Source organism: Thainema salinarum CENA647 (assembly GCF_057732415.1).
Map to the genome: position 1 here is coordinate 798,258 of NZ_JBYJZJ010000022.1, position 16,536 is coordinate 814,793.

Below are 16,536 nucleotides of genomic sequence, written 5' to 3' on the forward strand. Positions count from 1 at the left end.
GTGTCTCTACAGCAGGCTCATCAACCCGCAATTCTAGAGTTGCTTCACTTCAGCCACTAGCTCAGACACCACGTCTTTCGCGCTGCCGAACATCATCATGGTTTTGTTCTTGTAGAACAGCTCATTATCGATGCCCGCAAAGCCAGTATTCAGGCTGCGCTTAATCACAATGGTGTTTTTGGCTTTATCAACTTCAAGAATCGGCATCCCGTAGATAGGGCTGCTCTGGCTGTCCCGTGCCGCAGGATTCACCACGTCATTGGCACCAATGACCAGAACCACATCTGTCCGATCGAACTCAGGATTAATGTCATCCATATCGGCAAGCTGCGTATACGGCACATTGGCCTCGGCTAGCAAGACGTTCATGTGACCTGGCATCCGGCCTGCAACGGGGTGAATCGCGTACTTCACACCCACGCCCAGCCGCTCTAGCTGATCAACAAGTTCCCGTACCGAATGCTGCGCTTGAGCAACGGCCATACCGTAACCGGGCACAATCACCACGCTGCGAGCATAGCCGAGCATCATTGCGCCTTCTTCTGCTTCGATGGAATGCACCACCTTATCAGTCACAGTGCCACCGCCACCTGTTGCACTGCCAGCCGCGCCATCTGTACCAAACGCACTAAACAAGACGTTGGTAATCGAGCGGTTCATCGCCTTACACATGATTTGGGTCAGGATAATCCCTGATGCACCAACCAATGCACCGGCAATGATCAGCATGTTGTTGCCCAAGATAAAGCCAGCGGCACTCGCAGCCAAACCCGAATAGGAGTTCAATAGCGAAATGACCACGGGCATGTCAGCCCCGCCAATCGGGATGACAAACAAAACTCCGAGTACTGCCGAAACAGCCACTAATCCCAGAAATAGAGCGGAATTAGCCGGATTCCACAGCAGATAGCCACTACCCGCAAGAAACAGACCCGCTAGTACAATGCTAACGACCCGCTGCCCAGGAAATAAAATGGGGCTACCGGACATGATGCCTTGTAATTTTGCAAAAGCGACTAAGCTACCCGTCAGCGTAACGCCACCAATAAATACGCCAAGCACAGCAATCAGCGTGGCATCCAACGGGACTCGGTTCGGTTCACCCAGCAGTCGGTAAAACTCACCCACAGCGACGAGGGCTGATGCCGCACCGCCTAAACCGTTGAGTAAACCTACCATCTGTGGCATATCGGTCATTTCGACTTTGCGAGCTGCGATCGCACCAATCAGCGAACCGATAATGATCCCCACCAGAATCATTTCGTAGTTGAGGACGTTCTGGTTTAAAAGCGTGGCGACTATTGCTGCCAACATGCCGACTGAAGCGAGAATATTACCTTGACGGGCTGTGGCAGGCGATCCCAGTCGTTTGAGACCGACAATAAACAAGGAGGCGGCCAGCAGATATGTGAGTTCGATTCCGGTATTTAACATTGAATTCATGCCTTCACCTCCCTATTTCTTGAACATTTGCAGCATACGGTCAGTCACCAGAAAACCACCGACTACATTCACCGTTGCCAAAACCACGGCAATCAAACCCAAAATGACAGTAATATTCCATTCCCGTGGCCCCGCAATCAGCAGAGCGCCGACGACGGCAATTCCTGAAATGGCGTTTGCACCCGACATCAGCGGCGTATGGAGGGTTGGCGGGACTTTATTAATCACCTCAAATCCCACAAACGATGCCAGCACAAATACAAATAAGCTAGCGATAAATAGTCCGGTCATAATTTTGCTATTGCGTCCTTCTTCTGTGCTTGACTACATCAGAGCTACTTCCAGCGCATCCTGTACCCGTTGATTCAAAATTTCACCATTGTGGGTAACACAGGCTCCGCTGATAATGTCGTCACCAAAATCGAGATTCAATTCGCCATCTTTGACGATCAGCTGCACCAGTGTTTGCAAATTCTTGGCATAGAGCTGGCTGGCATGCACGGGTACTGAAGACGGTAAATTCGTAGGGCCAATAATCGTGACTCCATGCCGCACCACATCGCGCCCGGATTCAGATCCAACCACGTTGCCGCCCTGATCGGCTGCTAAGTCCACAATGACGGAACCCGGAGCCATGCTGGCCACCATTTCGTCCGTAACTAGAATGGGGGCTTTCTTACCCGGCACCTGAGCGGTGGTGATCACAACATCGGCCTGACTCACATGTTCGGCGACCAACTCACGCGATCGCTGTTTTGCCTGCTCCGATAGCTCCTTGGCATAGCCACCTGCTGCCGCTGTTTCTTCATCCAGCGTCACTTCGACAAACCGTGCGCCCAAACTTTGCACTTCTTCTTTCACCGCTGGCCGAATATCAAAGGCTTCCACGACAGCACCTAATCGACGAGCAGTTGCGATCGCTTGTAATCCGGCAACACCCGCTCCCATGACAAATACCTTGGCCGGACGGATGGTTCCCGCTGCCGTCGTCAACATTGGGAAATATTTAGGCAGTGCAGTTGCTGCAATCAACGCTGCTTTGTAACCAGCAATACTAGCTTGGGATGACAGCGCATCCATGCTTTGCGCCCGCGTCGTGCGGGGGATCATTTCCATGCTGAATGCAGTGACGCGGCGGTTGGCTAGGCGACGGGCAATTTCTGGCTGACCCAGTGGATCCATAAAGCCCACGAGAACTGATCCATCTCGAAGCAAATCCACTTCCGATCGCCCATCTTGATCTTGAGGGGGCCGCACCTTGAGCAGGATATCGGCTTCCCGCCACAGCTTTTCTCGATCGGTAATAATCTGGGCACCCACAGCCTCATACTCTGCATCCGGAAAATAAGCACGATCCCCAGCGCCAGCCTCAACCCAAACGTCAAAGCCCTGCTTCACGAGTCGCGATACGACATCGGGGATCAAAGCAACTCGACGTTCACTAACTTCGATTTCTCTTGCTACTGCAATTTTCATAAATATTCCTCAATAAACAACGCTAAAGCCTGAAACACTCAGGCTCAAGCAGTGTATCGATAGCATGGAATCGTTGATTTAGACGTTAATGACAACCACACTGCTGCAACATTTGCGTCAAATTGCTTGCGTCTCAACTTTGACTCATTCCAATTCGTCTCAACAGCTTTGATAAATCGCCCAATCCAGCACTTCTCAAAACCATGTTTTTTTGCTGCCATCTCACAGCAGTGCTGATAAATTCAAATCGCACTCATTTCAAATTCTAAAGAGTTTTTTCGCTACAGCGTCCTGTTCTTTAGCTTGTTTTATAGATTGAATGACATTGACTCCGCGCTTATCCAAATTTTCTTGGATTTCAACCTGATTCTTTATATTTAGCTCAAAAAGCAGAGGTATATAGACCTACTCTTTGACAACGTCTAAATCTACAGCAGGAGTATTTAACTCATTCTTTTTGTTTTTAGCTATTCAGTTTTATCTGATACCTCTCATCGCCTCAATCTGTATCTTCAGATGCTTGCTCGGGCCAATTATATGTTCAGTCCCATAGGCATCGTTTAACTCGAACTCGTTTAAAGATCGAAGCCAATTATTCTATTCACAATGTCATGTTTTCCTGATGCTAATCTTGAATTTTGTAGTCGATAAGAATAAAAACTTTAAAGTGCAACTCTGATTCAGTTGAACGCGCGAAAATCATATATTTTTATAAAAACGAAATAAGCTTTGCTAAGCCAATTTGAAACTGAAAATAAAAATCTATTGCTTTACAATTTATTCAAACTAAATATCAATAATTCAATACATAAAACATTGAGAACACAATAAAGAGCAAGAAGAAAGCAAGACAGAACTAGTTAGAGGTGCAGGATATTTCAGACTTCATACCAATTGTGTTTGGCTTCAACACAGCGACAGAACGACTATAGCGATTTGAGCTATGGCCACTAACTCCCCAAATGACTTGAAACGAAGATCAGGTGGGCGATTACGTAAATAGCTGAGAATACTGAGATAAGCGTTTTGTGCTATTTTCCTTTGCTGCGGTTTAGCTTTAACAAAAGCTTGCTCATTATCAAGTACACAGCAAGCACCATCTTGTTTGGCGTGATCTTAGCCCAACCGAGGAACAAATCATCCCTGATTTAGGTCAATCTTCTTGATGTTGGTCAAAGTTTCCTGCCTGACATTACTTAATTGACGGTATGGGGCTGTCTGCGTAGTTCGATTCTGCCGACTCTATCGGCAATTCGACAACATAACTGCTACATTCATTAAGATTGAGCAACGTTCTGTAATAGTTGCCAAATAGTCGCCGCGCGATTGTAGAAACATCTAAGTCTCTGCATTCGTCTGATTCTAGGGTCAATCTGACCGTTGTTTGTGCTGCATCGGCAGTTTTGAGTTGTCCATCAGACAAAGTGTAGTTTGACACAAATTCATGCTTAGCTAGTTTGTGAGGAGCTGAATTCGCTTTATGAATATTCGTCATTTATCTAAAACCGGGCTTATTGCAGGACTTGCGATCGCAACCTGTTTAGCCAGCAGCCTTCCCCTTGTTGCCGTTGCCCAAAGCGGACTGCCTGGCCTCACCATCTTTGGAGGCCCGGAAGAGGAGCTAGGTTATCGCTTTGACTTTGGGGGCACAAGAGCGACGACCGATCGGCTCCGCTTGCGTTTTCCGGGAGATAAGCTGGAACTGGGTGTCAACGAAATTTTGATTACCTATCCAGAAACCTACAGAGGTGATTTCGAAACCGATGAAATTGATGTTCGGGTTGACGGCGATAACCAGCCAATTGATGAAGTGGTATGGGACGAAGATCGGCGCGAAATCCGAATCTATTTAGTAGAGCCAATTCCAGCCCAAACCAGTATTGAGGTCGTAATGTCTGATCTCTATCTGCCACGTCGCTCGGGAATGCACTTCTTTGAAGGATATATTTATGCGCCTGGCGATGTCAGCATCAGCCGCAAGATCGGAACATGGGTTGTCACTGTCAACTAGTCATTATCAACTAAATTGATTGTCGTGATGATCAATTCTTGGATTGATTCTTACAGAGATGGCAATTTTTAATGCTAACATAGTAGACTGCGTCTTCATGGTAGTCACAGAGCAAGCAGGAGGATAGAGATGACTAAGCGCACGCTAGGAGGTACCGTCCGCAAGCGGAAAAGAACCTCCGGATTTCGCGCACGGATGCGCACCAAGACCGGACAGCGTGTCATTAAGGCTCGTCGTCGTAAGGGGCGGCAGCGTCTTAGCGTCTAATCTGTCCACCAGATTGGGTTCGCTTTCTAAATTCAAAAAGAGCTTGATTAAGAGTTAGGTAGTTGGTTCTCGTTGCCTTCGCAATTTGTTGTTTGCGTTGATCAGAACCCAGTCTTAGTCGGTATGGTTTATTTCAAAAGATCGCAGAACTTTAGTAGATCTGCGATCTTTTGTTGCTTTGGTTAAACCAGCAAGCTGGATATGGCACTACGTCCGTAGGTTAGAGCATACATACATACTTTTTGCAAAGGTGACTTTTTGCAAAGGTGTTTTCTGGGAAGCCACGTGGAACGTGGCTTCCCAGAAGAATTAGTTTTAAGTTTTAATTGAGCGCGTAGCGCCATAAAGCAGTTTGGAGGAGAGACTTAGGTGGGACTGCCGAGAGCAAATCGGTTGACGCATCGGCGAGATTTTTCAGCAGTCTATCGCCACGGGACTCGCTTTAGTTCCCCACACCTCATGCTAAGAACCTTGCCGATCTCAGCCTCACCGCTGCAGGCCAAGCTTGATAATGTGCAGGATGTAAATTCTGGATCTCAACAACCTCATACTCGTATTGGCATTGTTGTCAGCCAAAAAGTCGATAAACGAGCTGTTGTGCGTAACCGAATTAAGCGTCGGCTCCAGGCCGCCTTCATGACATTGCGATCGCAGATTCAACCCGGTTGGTTACTCGTGGTTGGCGTCCGTCCTCAAGCAGTTCAATGCGAATACGAACAATTTCTGCAAGAATTAGAGCAGTTATTGGCCGATGCGGAGGTATTCAATGGCAATTAAAGAGGAAGTCTATTTCGAGGGAGGCCCGCACATTGGCGATCTGATCATTAACCTGCTTTTGGCCTTCACCGTCATTTGTATCCCCTTAACCATTGGGGCCATCGTACGTGCCCTGTGGCTACGCTATCGGATCACGAATCGACGGATTTCCATCAACGGAGGCTGGCTTGGTCGCGATCGCACCGATGTCATTTACAAAGAAATTTCCAAAGTTGTTACCGTCCCCCGTGGTTTAGGGCTTTGGGGCGATATGGTTCTAACTCTCAAAGATGGCAGCCGTCTAGAAATGAAAGCCGTCCCCAATTTCCGCGATGTTTATGATTACATCAACGAAAAGCTTTCGCCTGGTGCAAAAGCCGCCAGCGGCGCAATTGGCAGCTAGCATTAGTTGATGACAACGATAACAAGCACGGATAGCAAATAAGCAAATACTGATTTGAATTGTGTGGCCCCAAAGCCCGTGATGATTTGTGTAGAAGGTTTGCAGTGTCACCCCTCTACACAAAATGGTGGGAGTCTTACACATGAGCTTGATATCAGACGTAAGATATTGCTAGATATAGAGCTGATCAAGCTGCTCTCGAAGTACTCCAAAGAGACTAGAAGAGGAACAAGGGTGGTTTTCCGACCCTATTCACAATTCGCAATCTGATCCGGATTCGGATAGATTAGAGTTCAGGCGATTTAGCCGTCGATCAACACAGCAGATTAAACAACAAGACGCATGGATTTCGGTATCGGATTTCTTTCCAACAATGTCATGCTGCCAATCCTGGATTTCTTCTACGGGATTGTGCCCAGCTATGGCCTCGCAATTGTCGCATTGACGCTGGTGATCCGCTTCGCGCTGTATCCGCTTAGCGCTGGATCTATCCGAAATATGCGTCGGATGAAAGTGACGCAGCCTATGATGCAAAAGCGAGTGAAGGAAATCCAAGCTCGCTATAAGGATGATCCAACTAAGCAGCAAGAGGAAATGAGCAAAGTCTACAAGGAGTTTGGTAACCCCTTGGCAGGCTGTTTTCCAGTCTTACTGCAAATGCCCATCCTGTTTGCTCTGTTCGCAACGTTAAGAGGATCGCCGTTCTCGGATGTTGCCTATACCTTTAATCTGCAGGTCTTGCCCCAGACGCAAATCGAACAGATTCAGCCCCAAACATTCTCAACCAAGCCACAAAATATTTATGTAACAGACGGAATCCACGAGAAGGTAGCGGCGATTCTGCCAGGTGGCAACAAGCTGGCTGTTGGTGAGAAAACAAACCTAGAATTTCAAACGCCAGATGGGAAACCCCTAAGCACTCTTGTTAACGAGTATGGGCAAACGTCTGATTTAACTCCTCACCTTGAAGTAACCAAAGGACAGGAGCGGGTTCAAATTGATGAAAATGGCAACATTCAGGCGCTGCAGCCAGGTGATGTCACGATTCAAGCCAAGATTCCAGGTTTAGCATCGAATAAGGGTTTCTTGTTTATTGAAGCTCTAGGTCGGGTGGGTGCCGTTGGTGAAAACGGAGACATCCACTGGGATATTGCTGGCATGATTCTCTTTTTCGGCATTAGCCTGTACGTTAATCAGCTACTGTCCGGTCAGGGAGCCAGCGATAACCCCCAGCAGGCGACTGTCAATAAGCTGACCCCAGTGCTGTTTTCGGGTATGTTTTTCTTCTTCCCTTTGCCCGCTGGTGTGCTGATGTACATGGTGATTGCTAACATCTTCCAAACGGCTCAGACATTTATCCTGTCGAGGGAACCCCTGCCAGAAAATTTACAGAAGCTGGCGGAAGCTGGCGCTAGTGCATCGGGTGGTAGCGGAAACGCAGATAGCAATGGAGACTCAGGCCGAGAAGCACTGCCATTTGAACCCGGTCAAGGTAAAAGCCAAAGCAAGAAGAAAAAGAAGGAAAAAGCGTAGGATATTAAACCCATGAATGAGAGCCAACAGCGCGGCATTGAATGGATGGAATCATTCCTAAATCTTGCTAATTTGCCTGCTCAGGTTAAGGCGCATGAGGATGAGCATGTGGGCGAAGAAAACAGCTGTTGGCTCACTATTGATGAATCGCAAATGACCCCGGCGCAAATTGAAGGTTTGACTGGATCTGATGGTGCGGTACTGGATGCTATTCAGTATTTGGTAAACACGGTACTCAACATTGGTCGAGACAAGAATGAACAGCAGCCTTATACCGTTGAACTAGCTGGGTATCGTGTACGGCGGCAGGCTGAGCTGACCCAGATGGCTGAGCAAGCAGCGCAAGAGGTACGTGAAACTCATCGGGAAGTGGAGTTATCTTCTCTATCTGCTGCGGAACGCCGACAAATTCATACCCTATTCAAAGAGTATGAAGAACTAGAAACTTACAGCCGCGGCAAAGAGCCTAACCGTCTACTGGTTGTGCGTTTAGCCTCAAATGCTGATTCAGATGAGGAACAGTGATTAATTGTTCGATTGCCTAGTTTCTGTGTTTAGTTGCTGTAAGCCGATCGGGATGTTTGGATGGTAGGCAGAACAGTCTCGAATGTCGGCAAGCTTCAGCCTTAAGCTAGGAATCAGGATTGGTCTCAATACAAAATTTTAAGTCAGGTTAAAACCGGATGCTCCATTAGCAGGCAGCAGGAGGATGATTAAGATGATGCGTGCAATTTACATTCCCGAACTGCGTCAGGCACCGGATCAAACCCGCGTTTTAGACGTTAAAGAGTATTTGCCTGATCTTGAAAGCCTTACTCCTGTGCAGGGGACAATGAAAGTGAGTCACTGCGGTAACTACATAGAGGTGGAAGCACAGGTTGAAACGATTGTGACGCTGACCTGTAACCGCTGTTTACAGCAGTACAATCATCGGCTCAAGGCAGATACAAAGGAACTGATTTGGCTCCAGGATGAGCTGCCCGAAGCTGATCAGCCTGGCGTGGAGATTGAAGTTCCTCTAGAAGATCTGGTTGAAACGCTACCGCCAAAAGGATATTTTCAGCCGGCTGACTGGCTATATCAGCAGCTTTGTTTAGCTCTGCCAGCACGGCAGTTGTGCGATCGCAACTGTCCTGGCATTGACACATCGAACGCGGAAGCGCAATCCTTAGTGGATTCTCGCTGGTCAGCACTGGAAATCTTGAAACAGCAACTGTCCAATAACTAGTGGCTTCATATCTTAGCCTCAAGAATCATGAGCTTTAGCCAAGAGCTAGAACTGCTGCTGAGAGCGCGATACTCTGTGCTGTATCTGCCGACCCGCGAAGAAGAGCGGGTAGAAGGCGAGATCGCTGCTCTCGCTCAGCGTCAGGGCAATCGCGCCGTTTATACCTGGGACTTCGTTGACGGCTATCAGGGCAATCCCAACGATGCTGGATTTGGGCGGCGCAATCCTCTGCAAGCTCTAGAACTGGTTGAAAAATTACCGTCCTCAGCCGCCGCTATTTTTGTACTGCGCGATTTTCATCGGTTTTTAGACGATGTTGCGATCGCACGTAAGCTGCGCAACCTCGCCCGCATTCTCAAATCGCAGCCTAAAAATTTAATTATCATTGCGCCAACGGTCACCATTCCAGATGATCTGGGTGAAGTGATTACGGTTCTAGAGTTTCCGCTACCGACCCTGGACGAAATCAGTACTGAAGTGCGATCGCTGCTATCTGCTACCAATAGTCACTTGGATAGCCGCACAGAGGATGAGCTAATTCGTTCCTGCCAAGGACTTTCAATTGAGCGGATTCGTCGAGTCATTGCCCGTTCAGTTGCCACTCACGGTCAATTTCAAGCCGATGATATTGACCTGATTTTGCAGGAAAAGCGTCAGACAATCCGTCAGACTCAGATTCTAGACTTTTATCCGGCCAGCGAAAAAATTTCTGATATTGGCGGTTTAGAAAACCTCAAGGATTGGCTGCTGAAGCGCGGCGGTGCTTTTTCTGAACGGGCACGACAGTACGGATTGCCCCATCCTCGGGGATTGCTGCTGGTTGGTATTCAAGGTACAGGTAAGTCTCTCACAGCTAAAGCAATCGCTCATCACTGGCATTTGCCCCTGCTGCGGCTGGATGTCGGTCGGCTCTTTGCGGGGCTGGTGGGTGAGTCGGAGTCACGTACTCGGCAAATGATTCAAATTGCCGAAGCGCTGGCTCCCTGCGTCCTGTGGATTGATGAAATTGACAAAGCATTTGCTGGCTTTGATAGTCGAGGAGATTCCGGCACCACCAGCCGCGTGTTTGGCACCTTCATCACCTGGTTAGCCGAAAAAACATCGCCTGTCTTTGTGGTGGCGACTGCCAATAATATCCAAACTCTACCGCCAGAAATGCTGAGGCGCGGCAGATTTGACGAAATTTTCTTTGTTGGTTTGCCGAGTCAGGAAGAGCGTAAAGCCATCTTTGAGGTTCATCTTTCTCGTTTACGACCTCACAATGTCAGTCAGTATGACTGCGATCGCTTAGCCTACGAGACTCCCGATTTCTCTGGAGCAGAGATTGAACAGACGATCATTGAAGCCATGCACATTGGTTTTAGCCAGAATCGCGACTTCAATAACGATGACATTCTCGAAGCAGCTAGCCAAGTGATCCCGCTAGCCCGTACCGCCCGCGATCAAATCCAGCGGCTACAGGAATGGGCCAATTCTGGTCGAGCCAGACTGGCTTCTCGACACAGTAGCCTTAGCGATCGCATTCAGCGACAAATGGAATCTACTGATTGAATCGTTTAATTGGTTTTGCATAAGTATGGACACGGCATCTCGTGTCCATACTTTCAGTCCCAAATTATTAAAAATCATCCCGATCTAAGCGATGGGTATTACACTTGTGTTCTAGCAGAGCCTCAAGACTGCTCACACTAGAATTTTGGCGGTTAATTTTGCCCAAATCTGTCGTGGTAAGCAGGTTGGCTAAATCAACGCATCTAAAAACCGGGGGAGCGCCCCGGAGGGGCGCTCCCCCGGTTTTTAGATAATGCTTTTATTTATATACGGCTACTTACATGTTGCTACTCTTATCGGGAATCAAACGGTCATGAAACTACTGACTGGACTGGTCAAACTTACGTTAGGCATCTTTTTCGCACTCGTGCTGATGTCTCTAGTGGGCGTTGCGGCGACTCGATACTTTATTGCCCGCCTCACTGCGGTGCCGCCAAAACCGGCATTTGCGAATGATACCGAAGAGACCTATGGTGCTCCCATCAATCAACCTGAGGAGCAGGAGCAACCGGCTACGGAACTCAAACCGCTAGGTGAAGGTACTCCACCACCAGAGGCTCCCCAGCCAGAAGCAGCACCTGCTGAGCAGCAAACGGAGGCTACACCTGAAGCCCCAGCCGAAGAAGCAGAGGGTTATGCGGCTCGCGTAACTCAACCGATTGGCTTGATTTTGCGGCAAGACCCATCACAGGATGCTGAGCATATTGGTGGAGTGGAGTATGAATCTGAACTGGTTGTTTTGAGTGAAAGCGACAACGGCGAATGGCAAAAGGTCAAATTGAGCAATGATCAAGTTGGCTGGGTGAAGGGCGGTAATACGGAGCCTGTAGGCGAATAGTGATACCGTCGTTGCTATTGTGGTTGCGGCATTTGAAAAATTTAACGCTGGAACGTTCTAAAGTTAAAGCGTTTTAACGTCTCCAGAGTTCTTTAATCTTCTAGCTAATGCGTATTGCCATCAACTCTCAAAAGCGTTAGAGCCTTCAAGTATCTGTGTTAAGAAATATGTGTAAAAGTCAACCTTGATTGCGTAGACTGCGGTTTCGGTTTTCTTCCTCAAAAGCCGATGATACCTTGATCAACAGCTTGATAAGCATTATTCGATCTAGGGATTATTCGGCGTTCTGATGTATAAAAATTCAAAGAAAGATTGGGTTAGCTCTGTCGTAACGGCTGGTCTGGGTGCTGGAGTCGTTACATCCTTCGCAATCAGTCAGGGGCAGCATCCGCTCTTGGCGTTTGGAATTACCGTTTTTGCCATTCTGCTGGCGCTTTTGATTGATCATTACACCTAACTGATACGGTGCTGAGAACTGAGTGCAGTAGAGAATGCGGCAGAAGGCAACGTTGCTTGTCTTCTGCCGCATTTGCTATCAGCCATAACAGCCGTTAAACCTGTCGTTCGACGAAGATGACGTTTTCTGTCACCTTTTCAAAGGTGTCATCGTGACTGATGACAAAGATTTGACGGAAGGTTTTAATTCGAGCGATCGCTTCGGCGAGACTGTCGCGGCGGGGGCGATCCATGTTGGTAGTTGGTTCGTCGAAAAAGGCAATATCGAGATCAGCCAGTACTTTCAGCAGCGCCAGCCGAACAGCCAGAGCGGCACACATTTGTTCTCCACCTGAGAGGTTGGTAAAGCGACGGGTATTGGCACCCTCTTGCACTACAATCTCGTAATCCTGCGTCCAGTCCAGTGAAACATTGGGGCGATTGAGTAACTCTCGAAATAGGCGATCCGCCTCCCGGGAGATGGTATGGAGATAAAGCTGAGTAATTCTTGGCCCTGCTTCTTTGTAGGTTTTACGTGCAAAATTGATAAATCGCTTGGTGCGATCGCGTTTTTGGCGCTCCTGTTCAGCCTGATCCCGCTTAGCTGCAGTTTCTTTGAGAGCTGCGACTTGCTGATTAAGTTCGTGCAGTAGCTTTTGCTGTTGCGGCAGGCTACCTGTAATCTGGTCAGCCTGACTGCGAGTAGCGCTATAGGTTTGTTCGAGCTGAGCTAAGGTTTCGGCATCAAAGTCAGCCATCTGCTGATCGTATTGGGTATGAAGTTCAACCTGCTGTGCCTTCAATGCCGTGGTTCGCACGGTAATCTGCTCAATTTCCTGGATGACAGACGGTAGTGCTTGCGCCGCTTTTTCATGCTGTAAGTAGCATAGATAGCCGTCATGTTGCTGCTGCTGGCATTGCTTTTCGGCCTCGACTAGGGCATCAAGTTCTGCAAATTCAGCAATTTGCTGCTCAACCTGATTGAGCTGAGTTTGGATATCTTTGAGTGCCGTTTGCAGCGCGGCATATTGCTGCTGAATAGGCTTGAGCTGCTGAAGTTGCTGCTGGAGGAGCTGACTGCGGCCTTTGGGATTGCCTAACTGTTGGATCTGCTGAGTGTAAGCCTGCTGCTGAAGTTGCTGCTCTGCTTCGGTTTGTAGCTGCTGCTGGTGCTGGGCTAACTGCTGCTGTAAACGCAGACCTTCCTGCTGGAGTGCGGCCTGCTGCTCCAGTTTTTGGGGCAAGCCAGCAGCTTGAGCTTTGGACTGATAGGCAGTGGCTAAATTCGACTGGTGCGATCGCAACTGCTGCTGCAACTGAGGTACGGATACCTGAGCCGATAGATCAGTCAAAATGCCATAGAGCGATCGCAGCATCTCTTGAGTGACCTCCACGCCGGACTCAATGGCCGCTGCAATCGATTCGACAGGGCTGGCAGCCAACAGCGGCATACTGCTTTGCAGATCCTTTAGGGTTGCTAGTGCTGCTGCCGCTTCGGTTTGGTAGCGATCATGGCGTTCCTGTCCGCTGCTGACCAACTGGTGCAGTTCTGCCTCAAACTGTTTGGCGGCTTCGACGCGGCTCAACTGCTCTTGGATGCGATTGCGTTTTTTCTCCAGATCAGGAATCTGCTGAATCTGCGCATCGAGACGCTGAATCTGTTCGATTTCAGACTGCACAGACTGGAGCTGGCGGCTGACTTGCTGGATTTGCTGCTGTACAGCTTGAGCTTGCACAGCAATCGACTGAAGCTGTTGCAGGGCTTTGCTAATTTCAGCAAGCTGTTGTTCAAGCTGTTCTTGCTGCTCAATCAGCGGTTTCAACTGAGTCAGATCCTGCTCAGCCGTTGCTAGCTGCTCTAGCCGCAACTTCAGCCGAGTCAAATCCGTATCGCGATCGCGCATTTGCTGACGATACTGCTCTCGCTGATTCCAGAGTATTTGCCGCTGTCGGATCTGCTGCTCAAGCTGCTTCAGCTTATCGGTTGCTGCCTGATAGCTTTCGTAAGCAACTCGATTCACCTCGCAAATCTGCACCGCTTCTTTCGCCTGCTGCAGTGCCTGATCCAGCCGAATTGTCTGCTGTTCCTGCCCCTGAATCTGGGCGGTCAGAGTTGAAAGCTGAACCTTGAGGGTTTGGATTTGCTGCTGCTGGGCGAGTCGTTTTTGGCGTTCGGCTTCTATCTGCTCTAGTTGAGTTTTTAGAGTCTTCAACGTGGCCTCATTTTGCTCCAGCTCCTGCTGCGCCTGGGCTTGCCGCTGCTGAAGCTCATCCCACTGCTCTAAGGTTTCATTGTATTGAAGAATCCGATCTGCGATCGCAGCCGATTGCCCCTCGGCATACTTCCGCAGTCCGTTCAACTCCTTGAACACTTTTTCGTATTCTTCAACTTTGAGAATTGCATCAAATACCCTTTTCCGATCAGACACTGACTTGAGAAAATCGGCAGTGAAGGTTCCTTGCGGCACGCCAATCGTGTTGGCAAAGAGCTGGCCCAAATCCACGTTGGGAGCGACGCCCATATGTTCTCGCAGCCAAGGAAGAATTTCATCCTCAATCCGGCTGTAGGATAATCGCTGATCAAGCTGGGGATCATAAATGGTATAACCTTTGTTCGTGGAGCGGAGCACCTGATATGTCCGACCGTCGCGGCTAGACACAAATTCCACCATTACTTGAGCGCTACCTGTGCCATTTCGAATCAAATCTGCCGTGACGTAGTCACCCCTGTAATTAAACAGCACCCAGGCAATCGCTTCTAAAATACTGGTTTTGCCTGCTCCATTTTCACCACAAATCGCATTGGTGCCGGGCTGAAACTTAAAGTGGCGATCCTGATGGGTCTTGAAATTCGTTAGCGTTACGGACAGAATCTGCATGATTCTCGTTCGAATTCTCGTTCAAAAATGGTACAGAGGATCTGATTTTAGCTTGTCTCATCTTAGCGTTCTGTTGGCAAACGGGAGAACATCACGAATGTTTTAGCGATCGCACTCATTTACTGCTCTTGTAACTGATATGACTTGGGTAATTGCTCAACTCGGTTGACCCAAGCACGGCTTTGAGAGAAGATGATAAGCTTTTGCCATGACAGAACTGCCCCCACTCGATGGATTAAGCCCCGCCGAAAAAGATGCCCTGATTCAAGGGCTGTGGCAGGAGCTGCAACGGTTGCGAGCAGAAGTCGAACAACTGAAGCAAAAGCGGGTAAAGAAAACGTCGCGCAATTCGAGTTTGCCTCCCTCCAAGGGCTTCAAACCCAATCAGAGCCGCTGTGAACCCATGGCTAGTCCATCGGAAGAAACGGGAAGCCACCGTGACGGTGGGCGAGAATTAAGTCAACACCCCGATCAAGTTGTGGTCGCCCAAGCCAAGAGCTGTCCCCACTGTGGAGCTGAGGTTGACCGTTCAATGCAGCGCTTGAGCGGGATTTACGAGCGGATTGAATTGCCTCAGCTCACCCCTGACATCACCCGAGTTGAACGCTATGGCGGGGTATGTCCCTGTTGCCAGCAAACCTATGAGGCTCCCGTTCCAGTCGGGTTGGAACCCGGCTCTCCTTTTGGTAACAGTGTGGCAACTCTAGTCACCTATCTACGCTACCGCCATGCCATCAGCTATGAGCGGCTGAGCCAGTTGATGAGCGACCTTTGCGGTCTGAGCGTGTCGCAAGGAGCCATTGCCAATCTGCTGAAACGAGTGCAGGGGCAACTTGAATCCCCGGTAGCCCAAATTGTGGAGCGCTTGCGCAGTGCTCGTCTGGTCGGCAGTGATGAGACGGGGGCACGAGTCAATGGAGTCAACCAGTGGGAGTGGGTGTTTCAGAATGAGCAGGTCTGTTTGCATGTGATTCGCCCGAGCCGAGGAAAAGCTGTCATTGACGAGGTGATGGACGGCCATCGGCCTCAGGTGTGGGTCTCTGATTTGTTTAGTGCTCAGAAGGCTCATCCGGCCCACGAGTGGCAAGTGTGTTTGGCCCATCAACTGCGCGATTGTCAGTATGCCATTGATGCCGGTGATGACTTATTTGCTCCTCGGATGAAACAGCTGTTCCTCAAAGTCATTGCTCTGCAACGGCGACGACACACCCTGGCGGTTTCAACCGTCGAGCAGTATGGCGCTCGATTTCGCGGTTCACTGCGGGAGATTTTGAATCTGCAACCCCAATCGCTTGAGGGGCAGCGGTTGCTCAGACGCTATCAGAAAATTCGCGCTCATCTGTTGCTGTTTTTGACGGATGAAACCATCCCACCGACCAACAATGCCAGTGAGCAAGCGTTGCGCTGGAGCGTGGTCTTTCGCAAGGTGACTAACGGATTTCGATCCGACTGGGGAGCCGAGTTGTTCGCTCAGGTGCGCTCGCTCATCAATACCGCACAACGTCAGGGCATGTCTGCCTTTGATGTCATTTCTCGTGCCCTTACCTCTCAGCAGTCCGATTGGCTACTGGGTTGAGCAATTACTGACTTGGTATTCATAAGCTCGCATCTTGCCCAGAATACTTCTATTTTTTCCAATCTGAATAAAAGTTCGGCTTAGGTGAAAATCTCTCAGAATTGCTATTCCTAGTGTTTTAGACGGGGTCGAAGTGGGAA

General features: G+C 49.1%; 15 protein-coding genes. 11 read left to right on the top strand and 4 right to left on the bottom strand.

Annotated elements, in window-relative coordinates:
• Window positions 1–33: 33 nt before the first annotated feature.
• The 3 genes from AC286M_RS10300 to AC286M_RS10310 are packed head-to-tail and all read right to left on the bottom strand — an operon-like array spanning window position 34 to window position 2,919.
• Window positions 34–1,443, bottom strand: coding sequence for an NAD(P)(+) transhydrogenase (Re/Si-specific) subunit beta (locus AC286M_RS10300; protein ID WP_488204297.1), 1,410 nt, complete (start codon window positions 1,441–1,443; stop codon window positions 34–36).
• Window positions 1,444–1,455: 12 nt separating this feature from the next.
• Window positions 1,456–1,734, bottom strand: coding sequence for an NAD(P) transhydrogenase subunit alpha part 2 (locus AC286M_RS10305; protein WP_488204298.1), 279 nt, complete (start codon window positions 1,732–1,734; stop codon window positions 1,456–1,458).
• Between the two features lie 33 nt (window positions 1,735–1,767).
• Complete coding sequence (locus AC286M_RS10310) at window positions 1,768–2,919, bottom strand: Re/Si-specific NAD(P)(+) transhydrogenase subunit alpha (RefSeq protein ID WP_488204299.1); 1,152 nt, start codon at window positions 2,917–2,919, stop codon at window positions 1,768–1,770.
• A gap of 1,480 nt (window positions 2,920–4,399) precedes the next feature.
• Between AC286M_RS10310 and AC286M_RS10315 the strand changes: the two genes are divergently transcribed.
• The 10 genes from AC286M_RS10315 to AC286M_RS10360 all read left to right on the top strand — a co-directional run bounded on the left by AC286M_RS10315 (window position 4,400) and on the right by AC286M_RS10360 (window position 11,963).
• The gene (locus tag AC286M_RS10315) at window positions 4,400–4,930 is read left to right on the top strand and encodes a DUF2808 domain-containing protein (RefSeq protein WP_488204300.1); all 531 of its coding nucleotides are present in this window, start codon (window positions 4,400–4,402) and stop codon (window positions 4,928–4,930) included.
• Between the two features lie 129 nt (window positions 4,931–5,059).
• Window positions 5,060–5,197: a 50S ribosomal protein L34 gene (gene rpmH / locus AC286M_RS10320; RefSeq protein ID WP_488204301.1), complete on the top strand. Its 138-nt coding sequence runs from the start codon at window positions 5,060–5,062 to the stop codon at window positions 5,195–5,197.
• 369 nt (window positions 5,198–5,566) lie between these two features.
• Window positions 5,567–5,974 carry a ribonuclease P protein component gene (gene rnpA / locus AC286M_RS10325; RefSeq protein ID WP_488204302.1) on the top strand — a complete coding sequence of 136 codons (408 nt, stop codon included), beginning with the start codon at window positions 5,567–5,569 and terminating at the stop codon, window positions 5,972–5,974.
• Window positions 5,964–6,356: a PH domain-containing protein gene (locus AC286M_RS10330; RefSeq protein ID WP_488204303.1), complete on the top strand. Its 393-nt coding sequence runs from the start codon at window positions 5,964–5,966 to the stop codon at window positions 6,354–6,356. The genes rnpA and AC286M_RS10330 overlap by 11 nt, the downstream gene beginning before the upstream one ends.
• Window positions 6,357–6,698: 342 nt before the next feature.
• Complete coding sequence (gene yidC, locus AC286M_RS10335; RefSeq protein WP_488204304.1) at window positions 6,699–7,889, top strand: membrane protein insertase YidC; 1,191 nt, start codon at window positions 6,699–6,701, stop codon at window positions 7,887–7,889.
• Window positions 7,890–7,901: 12 nt separating this feature from the next.
• Window positions 7,902–8,414, top strand: a complete 513-nt coding sequence (locus AC286M_RS10340; protein ID WP_488204305.1) for a Jag family protein — start codon at window positions 7,902–7,904, stop codon at window positions 8,412–8,414.
• Between the two features lie 193 nt (window positions 8,415–8,607).
• The gene (locus tag AC286M_RS10345; RefSeq protein WP_488204306.1) at window positions 8,608–9,117 is read left to right on the top strand and encodes a YceD family protein; all 510 of its coding nucleotides are present in this window, start codon (window positions 8,608–8,610) and stop codon (window positions 9,115–9,117) included.
• A 27-nt stretch (window positions 9,118–9,144) separates the two neighbouring features.
• Complete coding sequence (locus tag AC286M_RS10350; RefSeq protein ID WP_488204307.1) at window positions 9,145–10,668, top strand: Ycf46 family AAA ATPase; 1,524 nt, start codon at window positions 9,145–9,147, stop codon at window positions 10,666–10,668.
• Window positions 10,669–10,981: 313 nt separating this feature from the next.
• On the top strand, window positions 10,982–11,506 hold the full coding sequence (locus AC286M_RS10355) for an SH3 domain-containing protein (protein WP_488204308.1): 525 nt from the start codon (window positions 10,982–10,984) through the stop codon (window positions 11,504–11,506).
• A gap of 289 nt (window positions 11,507–11,795) precedes the next feature.
• Window positions 11,796–11,963 (top strand): hypothetical protein, encoded by a 168-nt coding sequence (locus tag AC286M_RS10360; protein ID WP_488204309.1) that lies wholly within the window; start codon window positions 11,796–11,798, stop codon window positions 11,961–11,963.
• A gap of 94 nt (window positions 11,964–12,057) precedes the next feature.
• Here AC286M_RS10360 and AC286M_RS10365 read toward each other — a convergent pair whose 3' ends face one another.
• Window positions 12,058–14,820, bottom strand: a complete 2,763-nt coding sequence (locus AC286M_RS10365; RefSeq protein WP_488204310.1) for an AAA family ATPase — start codon at window positions 14,818–14,820, stop codon at window positions 12,058–12,060.
• A gap of 208 nt (window positions 14,821–15,028) precedes the next feature.
• Here AC286M_RS10365 and tnpC point away from each other — a divergent pair, with 208 nt between their 5' ends.
• Entirely contained in the window at window positions 15,029–16,396 is a 1,368-nt protein-coding gene (gene tnpC, locus AC286M_RS10370) for an IS66 family transposase (RefSeq protein ID WP_488204311.1), read from the top strand.
• Window positions 16,397–16,536: the final 140 nt, after the last annotated feature.